The sequence below is a fragment of the Bounagaea algeriensis genome, assembly GCF_054491375.1.
This window is the reverse complement of record NZ_CM137102.1, coordinates 1463380-1477278: the sequence shown is the minus strand read 5'-3', so window position 1 is coordinate 1477278 and position 13899 is coordinate 1463380. Positions and strand designations below refer to the sequence as shown.

The window sequence follows — 13899 nt, the reverse complement described above, 5'->3', positions numbered from 1 at the left end:
CGCCAGTCTACGGCGAGAGCAGCTCCCGGATCGGCCCCACCGGCTCCTCCCCGGCGGGGAACCAGTGGATCCGCCGGTCACGTCGGAACCACGAGCGTTGACGACGCACGAACCGGCGGGTGTGCTTCGCCGTCTCCGCAGCGGCCGCGGCCATGTCGCTCTCACCGGCGAGCTCGGCGAGCACCTGCTGGTACCCGAGAGCGCGGCTCGCGGTGCGCCCCGAGCGCAGCCCCCGCTCCTCCAGTCGGCGCACCTCCTCGACCAGACCCTTGTCGAACATGTCCGCCACCCGCCGGTCGACGCGTTCGTCGAGATCGGCGTTGGCGCGATCCAACCCGACCAGCACCGCGCCGTACCTGCCCGGACCGGGTCGGGGCAGGTTCGCCGAGAACGGCTGCCCGGTGATGTCGATCACTTCGAGTGCGCGCACGATGCGCCGACCGTTCGTCGGCAGGACGGATTCGGCGGCGGCCGGATCGCGCTCGCGCAGCAGGTCGTGCAGCAGCTGCGGGCCGACCGAGGCCAGTTCCCGCTCCCATCCGGCTCGCACGTCCCGATCGGTGCCGGGGAAGTGCAGCTCGTCGACCACCGCCTGCACGTACAACCCCGAACCGCCGACGAGCACCGGAATGCGAGCGCGGGAGCGGATGTCCTCCACCGCCGCCCGCGCCTGGGGCTGGTACGCGGCGACCGAGGCCGTTTCGGTGACCTCGAGGACGTCGATCTGGTGGTGCGGGACCCCCCGCCGCTCCTCCACGGGCAGTTTCGCGGTGCCGATGTCCATGCCCCGGTAGAGCTGCATCGCGTCCGCGTTGACCACTTCACCGCCGAGCTGTTCGGCGATGGTCACGGCGAGCTCGGACTTGCCGGTCGCGGTGGGGCCGACGATCACGAGCAGCGGTGGCGCACCGGAATTCACGGACACGCCTCGACGGTACTGTCCCGGAGCGCGCTGCCGTGCTGCGGCCAGCGGCCCGCACAGCTGAACACTCGGCGACTCGCAGCACTCGGCGACTCGCAGCATTCGGCAACTCGCGGCACTCGGCGACTCGCGGCGTCGGCTGCTCCGCGACATCACCCGTCGTCCTCGCGGCACCACACGGCGACGTGGTAAGCGACGCCGAACGGGGCGGCGGAGTACTCCACGCGCGGCGTCCACGACTGCCCGGACTGCTCGGCGGCGGCAGCAGCGGCCCACAACGCGGGCACGCCGTAAACGCCCAGCTCGCTGCCCGTACCGGCGTCGAGCGCGCGCAGCCCGGCAACGTCGGCAGCGGCCAGCAGCGAACGCACGCGCTCGTCGAACGCGGGCGCGCGGAGGTCCGGTGCGTACGGGGAGCGCCCATCGCGACGGTTGGAACCGTCGGCGAACACGAGCAGGGCGCGGGGGCTCGAGCCGCTCGCGATAGCCGCGCCGACGCGCCACGCCCGATCGGCCGAGGTGTTCGGCCCGAGCAGCCGCACGTCGACCGAGGGGTGCCCGGCCTGTTCGCGCAGCAGCCCCGCCACCAGCGCCTGCAGCGGCAGCTCGCGGTCGACCTGCCCAGCAGCGGCGCGCTCGCGGGAGAGGGTCACCACCCGGTCCACGCCGAAGCCGGCGAAACTGCCGGCGCTCTCGGGCGCGCACCGACGTTCACCGGACTGATCCACACCGAGAGCCACCCATTCGGTGGCCTCGTCAGTCAGACTGGACACAGCCCGCGAGCACGCGTCCCTGAGCTGCTGGACCTCCGGGGTGGACCGGACGGTCAACTCGGGCGCCAGCAGCGGTGGGAACGGCAGCACGACGATGTGGGAGAGCACGAGGCGAACCGTAACGGTGAGCACGATGCGGGTGCGCACCGCGCGGAGATCCGCTCCCGCTCGCCACCGGCCGGGCGCTCCGGGTTACCTTGCCCGAACAGCTGGCTGAGCAGCTGTCAGGGCACGCACAACCGAACGATGCGGGTTCCGCCGCCTCGGTCGGCACGCCGACCGAGGAGTACCGGTTCCCGAACCGACCTGTTCGAATGCGCCAGCGGACACCGGACACCGCCGCCGCGGTCCCGGCGCCGCTTGCTGGGCCCCGCGAGCACCGCGGGGCGCCCGTTGCACCCGCGAGCGGGCACGCGAGGAGGAAGCCGGCCATGACAAACCAGGACACCAACCCCCAGGCCGCCGGGCACGCCGCGGACCCGGGAGAACCGTCCCACACGCCGCCAGTCGTCCCGAGCGCGGCCGCCGACCCGACCCGCTGGGGGCGCGTCGACGACGCGGGAACGGTGTACGTGCGTACCTCCGATGGTGAGCGTTCCGTCGGTTCCTGGCAGGCCGGCGAAGCCACCGAAGGCCTGGCGCACTTCGCGCGGAAGTTCGACGACCTGCGCACGGAGGTCGAACTGCTGGAGTCCCGGCTGAGTTCGCAGGCGGGTGACCCGAAGCAGGCTCTCACCAGCGCCCGCCACCTGCACGAACGGGCCACCGGCGCGGACGTGGTGGGCGATCTCGACGCGTTGCACCGGCGGATCGAGCACGTCATCACCCGGGCCGGGCACGCAGTGGAGCAGGCCAAGCAGGCCCGCGAGCAGGCTCGTGCGGAGGCGACGGAGCGGAAGGAAGCCCTCGTGACCGAGGCCGAGCAGATCGCCGCCGAGTCGACCAACTGGAAGTCCGCCGGCGACCGGCTGCGGGAAATGCTCGACGAGTGGAAGAGCATCCGCGGCGTCGACCGCAAAACCGACGAACAGCTGTGGCGGCGGTTCTCCAAGGCGCGGGACACCTTCAGCCGGCGGCGCGGTTCGCACTTCGCCGAGCTGGATCGGCAGCGCGCCGCGGCCAAGGCGCGCAAGCAGGAACTCGTCACCGAGGCCGAGTCGTTGACCGAGTCGACCGACTGGGTCGAGACCGCGCAGCGCTACAAGCACCTCATGTCCGAGTGGAAGGCGGCCGGCCGCGCGCCCAAGGACAGCGAGGAAGCCCTGTGGAAGCGGTTCCGCACTGCACAGGACCGGTTCTTCAGCCGCCGCTCCGAGGCCTACTCCGCCCGCGATGCGGAGTTCCAGGAGAACGCGCGGCAGAAGGAGGCGCTGCTGAGCGAGGCCGAGCAGATCGACCCGTCGGCCGGGTTGGAGGCGGCGCAACAGCAGCTGCAGCGGATCCAGCAGCAGTGGGACGGGATCGGCAAGGTGCCGCGGGACCGGATGCGGGAGTTGGAGGGGCGGCTGCGTGCCGTGGTGGACCGGGTCCGTTCGGCTGCCGACGCCCGGTGGCGCCGCACCGATCCGGAGGCGCAGGCGCGCGTGGATCAGTTCCGCGAACGCGTCGAACAGTTCGAGTCGCAGGCCGCCAAGGCGCGGTCGGCAGGCGACGAGAAACGCGCGCAGCAGGCCGAGCAGCAGGCGCAGCAGTGGCGGGAGTGGCTCGCCGCCGCGGAGCAGGCGCTGGCCGACCGCTGATCACCCGTCGGGGCGGCCCGTGCGCCGTGCCGCTCCGACGGCGAGCCGCCGGCCCGGCAGTGAGCCTGCTTCTCCGACGGCGAGCTCGCCTCGCGTGGACGGTCGTTCGCGCGTCCAGCTCGGCCCGTCCTGCCCGCACGCCTCGCCGTGCTCCCGGCCTTCCCGCAGTTCGGACGCGCTTGCGCCAGCCAGCCGCCCTGCCCGCGCAGGCGGACTCAGTCGCGGCTCCACATGATGCGCACCCACTGCACGGCCAGCACGATCATGCACAGCGCGGCGAGCACCAGGCCCACACCGGGGCCCTCCTGCGGGTTCGTCTGCCGCGACCAGATCGCGACCACGCCCTCCAGGCCCACCACGGCACCGAGCACGCCGGTGAGGAACGACAGCGCCCAGCGGCGCGTGATCAGCGCCAGCGCACCCAACCCGAGGCCGACGATCGTCGAGTTGATCGCGAACAGGTGCGGCAGCAGCCCCACGTCCAGCGACTCCGCGGTCTGCCCGATCAGCACCTGCCAGCCCGTGGCACTGCCGATCCAGGGCAGCACCCACGACAGCACGAGCACCAGCATGACCACGGCGATGGTCAGCGCGCGCCTGCCCGGGTCGACGTGCCGCAGCACGTCCTTCTCGGCGCGGGAGAGCTCGCGGGTCGTCCGCCGCGCGGGATCGTCCGGGCCCGCTGCCCGCGATGCGTTCGGCTCGTCACCGGGTCCTTGCTCGCTCAACACCCACACCCCTGTTGACTGCTCGTCGTCTCGGCCGGCGCACCGACGGTGGGCAGGCCCAGGCTGACGCCCGAGGTCTTCGGTCGGACGCCTTCCTCCCAGTGGTCGCCGGCACGGGTGCGGCGGTGCGTCAGCACATCGGTGTCCGCGACCAGGTGGTGCGGCGCTGCGCGGGTGACGGTGGTGTGCACGACATCGCCGGGGCGCACCTGCCCGTCGACGTTCCCGGTCGGGGTGAAGTGCACGAGGCGCCCGTCCCGGGCCCGCCCCGTCAGCCGGTGCGTCTCGCTGTCCTTGCGACCCTGCCCTTCGGCCACGAGCAGTTCGACGGTGCCGTCGACGAGCTTCTGGTTCTCCTCGGCGGAGATGCGGTTCTGCAGCTCGACCAACCGGTCGTAGCGTTCCTGCACGACCTCTTTCGGAAGGTGCCCGGGCAGTTCGGCCGCAGGCGTGCCGGGACGCGGGGAGTACTGGAACGTGAAGGCGCTGGCGAACCGGGCCTGCCGCACGACCTCCAGCGTGGCTTCGAAGTCCTCGTCGGTCTCGCCGGGGAAACCGGCGATGATGTCGGTGGTGATGGCCGCGTGCGGCATCGCTTCGCGCACGTTGCGCACGATGTTGAGGAAGCGCTCCGAGCGGTACGAGCGGCGCATGCTCCTGAGCACCCGGTCCGAGCCGGACTGCAGCGGCATGTGCAGCTGCGGGCAGACGTTGCCGGTCTCGGCCATGGCCGTGATCACGTCGTCGGTGAAGTCCCGCGGGTGCGGGGAGGTGAACCGGACGCGTTCCAGGCCGTCGACCTCGCCGCACGAGCGCAGCAGTTTGCCGAAGGCCTGGCGGTCGCCGAACTCGACGCCGTAGGCGTTGACGTTCTGCCCGAGCAGGGTCACCTCGAGCACTCCCTCGGAGACCAGCGCGTCGACTTCGGAGAGGACCTCACCCGGCCGGCGGTCCTTCTCCTTGCCGCGCAGCGAGGGAACGATGCAGAACGTGCAGGTGTTGTTGCACCCGACGGAGATCGACACCCAGCCGGAGTAGGCGGATTCGCGACGTGCGGGCAACGTGGACGGGAACGTCTCGAGCGCTTCGCGGATCTCGACCTGGGCCTCGTCGTTGTGCCGGGCCCGGTCGAGCAGCGTGGGCAGCGCGTCGAGGTTGTGCGTGCCGAAGACCACGTCGACCCACGGGGCGCGACGCGTGATCGCGTTCCTGTCCTTCTGCGCCAGGCACCCGCCGACGGCGATCTGCATGTCGGGGTTGCGCTGCTTGGCCGGGCGCAAGTGGCCGAGGGTGCCGTAGAGCCGGTTGTCGGCGTTCTCCCGCACCGCGCAGGTGTTGAACACGACGATGTCGGCCTCGGACTCCGGCTCCGCTCGGACGTATCCAGCGTCCTCGAGCATGCCGGCGAGGCGTTCGGAGTCGTGCACGTTCATCTGGCATCCGAACGTGCGAACCTCATACGAACGGGCAACGGTGCGCTCGGCCATGCACCCACGGTATCCCCTGGTGAAACGGCCACACGAGGTGGCCCGTGCCCAGCGGGACCGCCGTCTTCCGCGCCCGCAGCACCCGCCGGCGCGCTCCGCGCGAACGCCGCCACCGGGCGCGCCGCCGCTGCGGCCGCGTAACCGATCCGCAACGTCCCGTCACCGCGCAGGTATGGACTCACCCCGGCTGCACGCCTAGATTTCGGTGATCACCGGCTCCGGGCCGCCGAGCCACCACGTCGCGGGAGCGCGCATGAGCACGAACGCAACGGACACGCCCATGATCAGCATGTCCGGCGTGGACAAGCACTTCGGTTCCGCGCACGTCCTGCGCGGCATCGACCTGGACATCCCGGCCGGGCAGGTCGCCGTCGTCCTCGGTCCCTCCGGGTCCGGCAAGTCCACGCTGTGCCGCGTGGTCAACCGGCTCGAAACGGTCGACGCCGGAACGGTGGCGATCGACGGCACACCGCTGCCCGCCGAAGGACGCGAACTCGCCCGCCTGCGAGCCGATGTCGGCATGGTCTTCCAGCAGTTCAACCTGTTCGCGCACAAGACCGTGCTGGACAACGTGACGCTCGGCCCCGTCCGGGTGCGCGGCCGGGACCGCGCCACCGCCCACGACGAGGCCATGCAGCTGCTGGAGCGCGTCGGCATCACCGACCAGGCCGACAAGCACCCGGCGCAACTGTCCGGCGGGCAGCAGCAGCGCGCCGCGATCGCCCGCGCACTGGCGATGCGCCCGAAAGTGATGCTCTTCGACGAACCGACCTCCGCGCTCGACCCGGAGATGGTCACCGAGGTGCTCGACGTGATGACCGGGCTCGCCAACGAGGGCATGACGATGCTCGTGGTCACCCACGAAATGGGTTTCGCGCGGCGAGCCGCCCACCGCGTGCTGTTCATGTCCGACGGGGAGATCGCCGAGGACGCCGCACCCGAGGAGTTCTTCACCGCTCCCGCGAGCGCGCGCGCCGGGGAGTTCCTCGACAAGATCCTCGTCCACTGAACGAGCGGTGACCAACGTGCTGACCCAGTTGACTCGCACGCCCCGGCAGTGCAGCCGTGCGCACCGCTTCCGGTGCGCCGTCGTGTTCGCGGCCGTCCTCGCCCTCGTGCTCAGCGGCTGCGGCAACCCGGAGAACCGGCTGGACCAGGGGTTGCAGGACCGCCCCCGGGTGCAGGTGGCGCAGAACCCGGACTTCGCGCCGGGAACGACGATGGCGCGGTTGCACGAGCAGGGCAGCATCCGCGTCGGCGTCAAGTTCGACCAGCCGCTGTTCGGCCTGCAAACCGCGGAGGGCGCGATCGGGTTCGACGTGGAGATCGCCCGCGTCATCGCCGGTCGGCTCGGCATCTCCCCGGACGACATCGAGTGGGTCGAGGCGCCGAGCAAAACCCGCGAAGAGATCATCGAGCAGGGCAAGGTCGACATGGTCGCGGCGACCTACACCATCAACGACGAGCGCCGCGAGCGCATCAGCTTCGCCGGACCGTACTACGAAGCCGGCCAGGACCTCATGATCCGCGCCGGGGACACGAGCATCACCGGTCCGGAGTCGCTGCGCGCGACCGACGCGAAGGTGTGCTCGGTGACCGGATCGACCCCCTCGGAGGAGATCCGCGAGTACGTCGACGACGACCAGCTCGTGCTGTTCGACGTCTACTCCAAGTGCGCCAACGCACTGCGCACCGGCCAAGTGCAAGCGGTGACCACCGACAACGTCATCCTCATGGGCCTGGTCGCCGAAAGCGGCGGGGAGTTCGAACTCGTCGGCAACACCTTCACCTCCGAGCCGTACGGCATCGGCATCCACCGCGGCGATCGGCAGTTCTGCGAGTTCATCAACCGCAGCCTCGCCGAAGCAGCGCGGGACGGCACCTACCGCCAGGCCTGGCAAGCCACGGCCGGTGCGGTCGCACCGGAGACGCCGCGGCTGCCGGAGCCCGACCCCTGCACCTGAGCGACGCCGACCTTCTGCCCGCAGACCGCCCGGCTGCCCGCGAGCACCGCACGTTCCGGAGCGCCCATGCACTTGATCACCGACAACCTCCCCGAATACCTCAGCGGGCTGATGCAGACGCTGCGCATCTGCGTGTACGCGGGGGTGCTGGCACTGCTGCTCGGCGTGGCCGCCGCCGCGTGCCGCGTGTCCCCGCTGCCGCCGCTGCGCGCCGTGGGCACGGCGTGGGTGACGGTGCTGCGCAACTGCCCGCTGACGGTCGTGTTGTTCTTCATGGCCTTCGGCCTGCCGGAGCTGGGCATCAACGGGTCGTACTTCTGGTTCGGCGCCGCCGGACTCGCGCTGTACACCTCGGCGTTCGTGTGCGAAGCGGTGCGCAGCGGTATCAACTCGGTGTCGCCGGGTCAGGCGGAAGCGGCGCGGGCGCTCGGGCTGCGCTTCGACCAGGTCCTGTCGCTGGTGGTGCTGCCGCAGGCGGTGCGCACCGTCATCCCACCGCTGGGCAACGTGCTCATCGCGATGATCAAGAACTCGGCCATCGCCGGTGCCTTCGGCGTCGGCGGTGACCTCTTCGCCGTCGGCGAGTCGCTGACCTCGGCGCAGGGCTACGCCGCGCTGCCGGTGCTGACCGGCGTCGTCCTCGGCTATCTCGTCCTCACGGTCCCGGCGGGACTGCTGCTCGGCGTCGTGGAACGAAAGGTGGCGCTCGCCCGATGACCGACTCGGTGCTGTACGAAACCCCCGGCCCCCGCGCACGGCGGCGCTCACGGCTGTGGAGCATCGCCGTCAGCACCGTGCTGGCCCTCGTGCTCGCCTGGGTGATCGTCCGGCTGGCCCTCGCCGGCCAGTTCACCGTGGACAAGTGGGGCCCGATCATCGACCCCACCGACGGCACGTTCCTGCCGCTGTGGCGGCTGATGGGGCTGGCGCTGGTCAACACGCTCACCGCGGCCGCACTGGCCATGGCGTTCTCACTGGTCGTGGGCACCGCGCTGGCGCTGACGCGGATCACCGGCGCCGCCTGGTACCGCTGGATCGTCGTCGGCGCGGTCGAACTGCTCCGCGGCGTGCCAGTGGTCATCGCGATCTTCTTCGCCTACCGGGTGCTGCCCGAGATCGGCCTGGACCTGCCGGCGCTGTGGTTCCTCGTCATCGGACTGACCGCGTACAACTCGGTGATCATCGCGGAGATCATCCGCGCCGGGGTGCTCGCCGTCCCCCGCGGGCAGAGCGAAGCGGCCTCCGCACTGGGCATGCGGCGCGGCCAGGTGCTGCGCAGCATCCTGCTGCCGCAGGCCTTCCGCGCGATGCTGCCGGCCCTGATCAGCCAACTCGTCGTCATCGTCAAGGACACGTCGCTGGCATTCATCATCTCCTATCCGGAGACGCTGCGGCAGGCCCAGATCATCATCCAGAGCCTGCACAACCCGATCCCGATGTACCTGACCGTGGCCGCGCTGTTCATCGCGATCAACTACGCGCTCACGCGGCTGGCCGCCCACGTGGAACGGCGCCTGAGCCGCTCCAGGAGCACCCGCACCGCCGAACGCGACCTCGAACCGACGGGCAGCTGACCGACCGAGGCATCACCGGGGTTCGGCGGGAACGCCCTGCTCGCCCAACGTCGCGTCGTAAGCGCGCTGCCACGCACCGCCGGTGATCAACTCGTCGAGGTGGCCGCCCAGTTCCGCACGGAAACGCCGGTCCCCGGGCGGCACGGTGAGCACCCGCGGCGCGCCGTCGACCACGGCGTAGGTCCCCGCCGCGGGCAAGCCCTCCTGCGGCGGCCCCAGCAGCAGGTCGACGTTCCCGCCAGCGACCCCGTCGCGGAGCATGCTCGCGGGCAACCGGCGGAACGACACCTGCGTCCCCGGATCGAGCCCGAGCCGCTCGGCCAGGAGCTTCGCGATCTCCACGTCGAACCCGCCGTACTCGCCGGCGCCTTCGCGGGTGACGAATTCGGGCGCGTCGGCGCTGACCCCCACCAGCAGCTTGCCCCGCTGCCGGATCTCCGCCAACCGCGGCGAGGAGGACAACCCGACATCGGTGTCCGGGGCCGCCGAGGGCGTCCCGCTGCTCTCGGTACTTCCCGCGGACGGCGGGGCCGAAGAGGCCGGCGGCGGGCCCTGCGCCGCGTTCTCCGCACCGCACGCCGCCCCGCAAACCGCCACCGCCGCGACCGCGGGGATCACCACCGCCCGTGCCGCTCCAATGCGCATCCTGCCCAGTCCCGCCGGTTCTCCGTCGTTGCCGATCGTTCTCGCGACTCGATCAAGCCTGGCACAGCACCCCGGCGGGCACCATGGCCGGCGTGCACATGTCCGTGTTCAGCAGGAACGGAACCTGCGCGCCGGGAGCTGCCGCACGACGGCGCTGCGAGAACGCCGTGACGGTTTTGCCCCACTGGATCGTTTGGGGAAACGGACGTTCACCACTAGTGTGGTCGCAGCCATAGGCGCCAACGACGTCGCCACGCATCCACCACGAACGGAGGCGATCTATGTCGTCGGATGGCAGCCCCCGCCGCGTCGTCGCGGAAGTCACCCAGCGGATCGCGGAACGCAGCGAGCCGACCCGCCGCGCCTACCTCGACAGGATGCGCGCCGCCGCGTCCACCGAACCCGTCCGCGCCGACATGCCGTGCAGCAACCTCGCCCACGGCTTCGCCGCGTGCAGCGGCACCGACCGGTTGAGCATCCGCGGCGCGCGCAAACCCGGCGTGGCGATCGTCTCCGCCTACAACGACATGCTCTCCGCGCACCAGCCCTTCGTCGACTTCCCCGCGTGGATCAAGGACGCCGTGCGCGAAGCCGGCGGCGTCGCCCAGTTCGCCGGCGGCGTCCCCGCCATGTGCGACGGCATCACGCAGGCGCGCACCGGTATGGAGCTGTCGCTGTTCTCCCGCGAAGTGATCGCCATGGCCACCGGCGTGGCGCTGTCCCACGAAATGTTCGACGGCGCACTGCTGCTCGGCGTGTGCGACAAGATCGTGCCCGGGCTGCTCATCGGCGGCCTCTCGTTCGGCCACCTGCCGATGCAACTGGTGCCCGCCGGCCCCATGCCGTCCGGCCTGCCGAACAGCGAGAAGAGCCGCATCCGCCAGCAGTTCGCCGAAGGCAAAGCCACCCGCGAGGACCTCCTCGACGCCGAAGCGGCCTCGTACCACTCCCCCGGGACCTGCACCTTCTACGGCACCGCGAATTCCAACCAGCTGGTCGTGGAGGTCATGGGGCTGCAACTGCCCGGCACGAGCTTCGTACCGCCGAACACACCGCTGCGCCGGGCGCTGACCGAGCACGCCGGCCAGCGCGCCGTCGAACTCGACACCCCGCTCGGCGAAATGCTCAACGAGCGCTCGCTGGTCAACGGCATCGTGGGACTGCTGGCCACCGGCGGATCCACCAACCACACGCTGCACCTCGTGGCCATCGCCAAAGCTGCAGGCATCGAACTGACCTGGGACGACTTCAACGACCTGTCCGCGGTGGTGCCGACGCTGGCGCACGTGTACCCCAACGGCAAAGCCGACATCAACCACTTCGCCGCCGCCGGCGGTGTGCAGACCCTCGTCAGCCAGCTGCTCGACGCCGGCCTGCTGCACGCCGACGTACCCACCGTCGCCGGGCACGGACTCGACCACTACCGCAGGCAGCCGTTCCTCGAAGACGGCCAGCTCGTCTGGCGCGACAGCCCGAGCACGAGCCAGGACACCACCGTGCTGCGCAACATCGACGAGCCCTTCGCCCCCGACGGCGGGCTGCGGGTGCTCACCGGCAACCTCGGCCGCGGCGTGACCAAGATCTCCGCTGTCAGCCCGGAGCACCGCGCGGTCACCGCGCCCGCGCGGGTCTTCGACGACCAGCAGTCGTTCACCACCGCGTTCGAACAGGACGAACTCACCGACGACGTCGTCGTCGTGATCCGCAACCAGGGCCCCAAGGCCAACGGGATGCCCGAGCTGCACGGGCTCACCCCCGCACTCGGCGTGCTGCAGGACCGCGGGCAGCAGGTCGCACTGCTCACCGACGGACGCATGTCCGGCGCATCCGGCAAGATCCCCACGGCCATGCACGTGACCCCGGAAGCGAGCGCCGGCGGCGCACTGGCGAAACTGCGCGACGGCGACATGGTGCGCTTCGACGCCACGCGTGCCGCGCTGGAAGTGCTCGTCCCCGACGACGAACTCGCCGCCCGCGAACCCGCACCGGCCGCGCCCAGCGTCCAGTACGGCACAGGGCGGGAACTGTTCGCCGCCTTCCGCGACGTCGTGGGACGTGCCGACCAGGGCGCCAGCGTGTTCACCGCGTTCCAGCAGCACACCAGCGACCAGCCCGCATGACCGACCTCACCGGACGGAGGATCAGCAGGACCATGGACAGCACCGACCTGCTCGAGCTGAGCCCGGTCGTTCCCGTCGTCGCCCTCGACGACACCGCGGCCGCCGCGCCACTGGCCAACGCGCTGCTGCGCGGCGGCATCACCACCATCGAAGTCACCTTGCGCACCCCGGCCGGGCTGCCCTCGATCGAACGGATCGCCCGCGAGGTCCCGGGCGTCGTCGTCGGCGCCGGCACCGTCACCGAACCCGGTCAGGCCAGGCGAGCCGTGGACGCCGGAGCGCGCTACATCGTCACCCCGGCGGCCACCGACCGGTTGCTCGACGACGTCGCGGCCACGGGCCTGCCGTACCTGGCCGGGGTGAGCACCGCGTCCGAAGCGATGCGGGTGGCCGAACGCGGAGTCAGCGCGATGAAGTTCTTCCCCGCCGGCCCCAGCGGTGGTGTGCCCTACCTCAAAGCCCTGACCGGGCCGCTGCCGCACCTGCGGTTCTGCCCCACCGGCGGCGTCACCGCGGACAACGCGCGGGACTACCTGGCGCTGCCGAACGTCGGCTGCGTCGGCGGCACCTGGCTGACGCCGAAGGAATCGCTGCTCTCCGGCGACTGGGCCACCGTGGAATCCCTCGCGGCACAGGCAGCCGCGCTGCGGTAGGCCCGCTGCAGCGGGGCCGGCTGCAGTGGGGCCGGCTGCAGCGGGGCCGGCTGCACCGCGTGCGGCACGGCGGCGGGCCGGATGCGAAACCTGCACGACCCGCACCGGCCCGCCACGCCGCTGCGAGCCCGTTCCCCGTCGTGGGCCCGTTCCTACCGCGAAGTCGTTTCCGCTGCGAGACGTCTTCCCGCTGCGCGCTGGCGTGATCGTCAGCGGCTGCCGTTCAGCCGGTGCTCATCGGCGACGTGCGCCACCGCCTCGTCCACCGAACCGCACACGGGAACACCGGTCTCCACCAGCGACGCCCGGCTCATCACCCCGGTGCTCACGAGCACGCAGTGGGCACCCACCTGTTCAGCTGCCGCGGCGTCGTCGACGACATCACCGATGAGCACCGCCTCGTGCGGCTTTCGGTCGAGGCGTTCCAGGTGGCGCTGCAGGTACGTCGCCTTGGAACCACCACCGACCTGCTCGCGGATCCCGTCGATCCGGTCGAACAGCTCGGACAGGCCGAGCTCGTCCACCAGCGGAACGAGTTCCTCGTGGAACCACATGGAAAGCAGCGACTGGCTGCCACCCGCCTCGGCCCAGGTGTGCAGTCGTTTCGGAACCCCTTCGGCCAGTCCGCAGGTGTGCAGCTGCTCGCGGTAGGCCTCGTGGTACAGCGCATCGATGCGGGCCCAGTCCTCCACGCCGAGGGACCGCTCGAGCAGCCGCTCATAGCAAGCCTGCAGCGGACGGCTGAAGATCGCCCGCCAGTGCTCCAAGTCGATCGGTGCGCGGCCGAACGCACCGCACACCGCGTTCACCGCAGCGAGGACGGCATGGTTGTCGGCCAGCAGCGTGCCGTTCCAGTCCCAGACGATATGCTGGATCTCGTTATCCACGCGCAAGAGCGTAAACGATGCAAAGCGGCACCCCGAGACGCCCCGAGGTGCCGCTCAGCCTGCGAGGTTCAGACGAACCGGTCGGTCTTTACCGCCGCGATGAACGCCTGCCACTGGGTCTGGTCGATCGTGAAGTAGCCGAGGCTGCGGTCCTTGGTGTCACGCACGGCAGCGCCGCTGTCGGTACGGCCGACCTCAACGCAGTTGTGCGCGCCCTGGCTGCGGCTGGACTTCCGCCAGTTGCTCGGGGAAGGCACGTCAGCTCCTTTCAAGTTCCTCCGCGTCCACCTGCGATGGCGTTGTAAGCGCGACGGACCGGGCCATGCGACAGCGTGGCGTCCGCCTTCCCCGCGGAGAGGTCAGCCGGGAGGAGCGGAATCAGCTGCAGACGCTGGCGCACTTGGTTC

14 protein-coding genes are annotated in these 13899 nt (G+C 71.0%); 7 read left to right on the top strand and 7 right to left on the bottom strand.

Going from position 1 to position 13899, the window contains the following annotated elements:
* Nucleotides 1–7: 7 nt before the first annotated feature.
* The gene (gene miaA / locus ACVGV2_RS06735; protein WP_459165901.1) at nt 8–919 is read right to left on the bottom strand and encodes a tRNA (adenosine(37)-N6)-dimethylallyltransferase MiaA; all 912 of its coding nucleotides are present in this window, start codon (nt 917–919) and stop codon (nt 8–10) included.
* Between the two features lie 155 nt (nt 920–1074).
* Nucleotides 1075–1803, bottom strand: coding sequence for a class III extradiol ring-cleavage dioxygenase family protein (locus ACVGV2_RS06730; RefSeq protein WP_459165181.1), 729 nt, complete (start codon nt 1801–1803; stop codon nt 1075–1077).
* A gap of 323 nt (nt 1804–2126) precedes the next feature.
* On the opposite strand from ACVGV2_RS06730, the gene ACVGV2_RS06725 reads away from it, so the two are divergent.
* Complete coding sequence (locus ACVGV2_RS06725) at nt 2127–3434, top strand: DUF349 domain-containing protein (protein WP_459165180.1); 1308 nt, start codon at nt 2127–2129, stop codon at nt 3432–3434.
* Between the two features lie 215 nt (nt 3435–3649).
* On the opposite strand, the gene ACVGV2_RS06720 is transcribed toward ACVGV2_RS06725, so the two are convergent.
* A complete protein-coding gene (locus ACVGV2_RS06720; RefSeq protein ID WP_459165179.1) occupies nt 3650–4165 on the bottom strand; it encodes an Rv2732c family membrane protein in 516 nt (171 codons plus the stop codon).
* Nucleotides 4159–5649 carry a tRNA (N6-isopentenyl adenosine(37)-C2)-methylthiotransferase MiaB gene (gene miaB, locus ACVGV2_RS06715; RefSeq protein ID WP_459165178.1) on the bottom strand — a complete coding sequence of 497 codons (1491 nt, stop codon included), beginning with the start codon at nt 5647–5649 and terminating at the stop codon, nt 4159–4161. Before miaB ends, ACVGV2_RS06720 begins: the two co-directional genes overlap by 7 nt.
* 253 nt (nt 5650–5902) lie before the next feature.
* On the opposite strand from miaB, the gene ACVGV2_RS06710 reads away from it, so the two are divergent.
* From ACVGV2_RS06710 to ACVGV2_RS06695, 4 genes are all read left to right on the top strand, one after another.
* Complete coding sequence (locus tag ACVGV2_RS06710) at nt 5903–6658, top strand: amino acid ABC transporter ATP-binding protein (RefSeq protein WP_459165177.1); 756 nt, start codon at nt 5903–5905, stop codon at nt 6656–6658.
* Between the two features lie 16 nt (nt 6659–6674).
* Nucleotides 6675–7613 (top strand): glutamate ABC transporter substrate-binding protein, encoded by a 939-nt coding sequence (locus ACVGV2_RS06705; protein ID WP_459165900.1) that lies wholly within the window; start codon nt 6675–6677, stop codon nt 7611–7613.
* Nucleotides 7614–7679: 66 nt separating this feature from the next.
* Entirely contained in the window at nt 7680–8330 is a 651-nt protein-coding gene (locus tag ACVGV2_RS06700) for an amino acid ABC transporter permease (RefSeq protein ID WP_459165176.1), read from the top strand.
* Nucleotides 8327–9187: an amino acid ABC transporter permease gene (locus ACVGV2_RS06695; protein WP_459165175.1), complete on the top strand. Its 861-nt coding sequence runs from the start codon at nt 8327–8329 to the stop codon at nt 9185–9187. The genes ACVGV2_RS06700 and ACVGV2_RS06695 overlap by 4 nt, the downstream gene beginning before the upstream one ends.
* Before the next feature lie 12 nt (nt 9188–9199).
* Here the strand turns inward: ACVGV2_RS06695 and ACVGV2_RS06690 are convergent, their stop codons facing one another.
* Nucleotides 9200–9832: a transporter substrate-binding domain-containing protein gene (locus ACVGV2_RS06690; protein WP_459165174.1), complete on the bottom strand. Its 633-nt coding sequence runs from the start codon at nt 9830–9832 to the stop codon at nt 9200–9202.
* Between the two features lie 281 nt (nt 9833–10113).
* Between ACVGV2_RS06690 and edd the strand changes: the two genes are divergently transcribed.
* A complete protein-coding gene (gene edd, locus ACVGV2_RS06685) occupies nt 10114–11952 on the top strand; it encodes a phosphogluconate dehydratase (protein ID WP_459165173.1) in 1839 nt (612 codons plus the stop codon).
* A gap of 32 nt (nt 11953–11984) precedes the next feature.
* On the top strand, nt 11985–12605 hold the full coding sequence (gene eda, locus ACVGV2_RS06680; protein WP_459165172.1) for a bifunctional 4-hydroxy-2-oxoglutarate aldolase/2-dehydro-3-deoxy-phosphogluconate aldolase: 621 nt from the start codon (nt 11985–11987) through the stop codon (nt 12603–12605).
* Between the two features lie 209 nt (nt 12606–12814).
* Here eda and ACVGV2_RS06675 read toward each other — a convergent pair whose 3' ends face one another.
* A complete protein-coding gene (locus tag ACVGV2_RS06675; protein ID WP_459165171.1) occupies nt 12815–13498 on the bottom strand; it encodes an HAD family hydrolase in 684 nt (227 codons plus the stop codon).
* A gap of 62 nt (nt 13499–13560) precedes the next feature.
* Nucleotides 13561–13749 (bottom strand): DUF397 domain-containing protein, encoded by a 189-nt coding sequence (locus ACVGV2_RS06670; RefSeq protein ID WP_459165170.1) that lies wholly within the window; start codon nt 13747–13749, stop codon nt 13561–13563.
* Nucleotides 13750–13899: the final 150 nt, after the last annotated feature.

Bases quoted from the DNA above. Each gene is read 5' to 3' on its own strand.
- ACVGV2_RS06725 (WP_459165180.1), top strand. From the start codon at position 2,127: ATGACAAACCAGGACACCAACCCCCAGGCCGCCGGGCACGCCGCGGAC.
- miaB (WP_459165178.1), bottom strand. From the start codon at position 5,649: ATGGCCGAGCGCACCGTTGCCCGTTCGTATGAGGTTCGCACGTTCGGA.
- ACVGV2_RS06710 (WP_459165177.1), top strand. From the start codon at position 5,903: ATGAGCACGAACGCAACGGACACGCCCATGATCAGCATGTCCGGCGTG.
- ACVGV2_RS06700 (WP_459165176.1), top strand. From the start codon at position 7,680: ATGCACTTGATCACCGACAACCTCCCCGAATACCTCAGCGGGCTGATG.
- ACVGV2_RS06695 (WP_459165175.1), top strand. From the start codon at position 8,327: ATGACCGACTCGGTGCTGTACGAAACCCCCGGCCCCCGCGCACGGCGG.
- ACVGV2_RS06690 (WP_459165174.1), bottom strand. From the start codon at position 9,832: ATGCGCATTGGAGCGGCACGGGCGGTGGTGATCCCCGCGGTCGCGGCG.
- edd (WP_459165173.1), top strand. From the start codon at position 10,114: ATGTCGTCGGATGGCAGCCCCCGCCGCGTCGTCGCGGAAGTCACCCAG.
- eda (WP_459165172.1), top strand. From the start codon at position 11,985: ATGGACAGCACCGACCTGCTCGAGCTGAGCCCGGTCGTTCCCGTCGTC.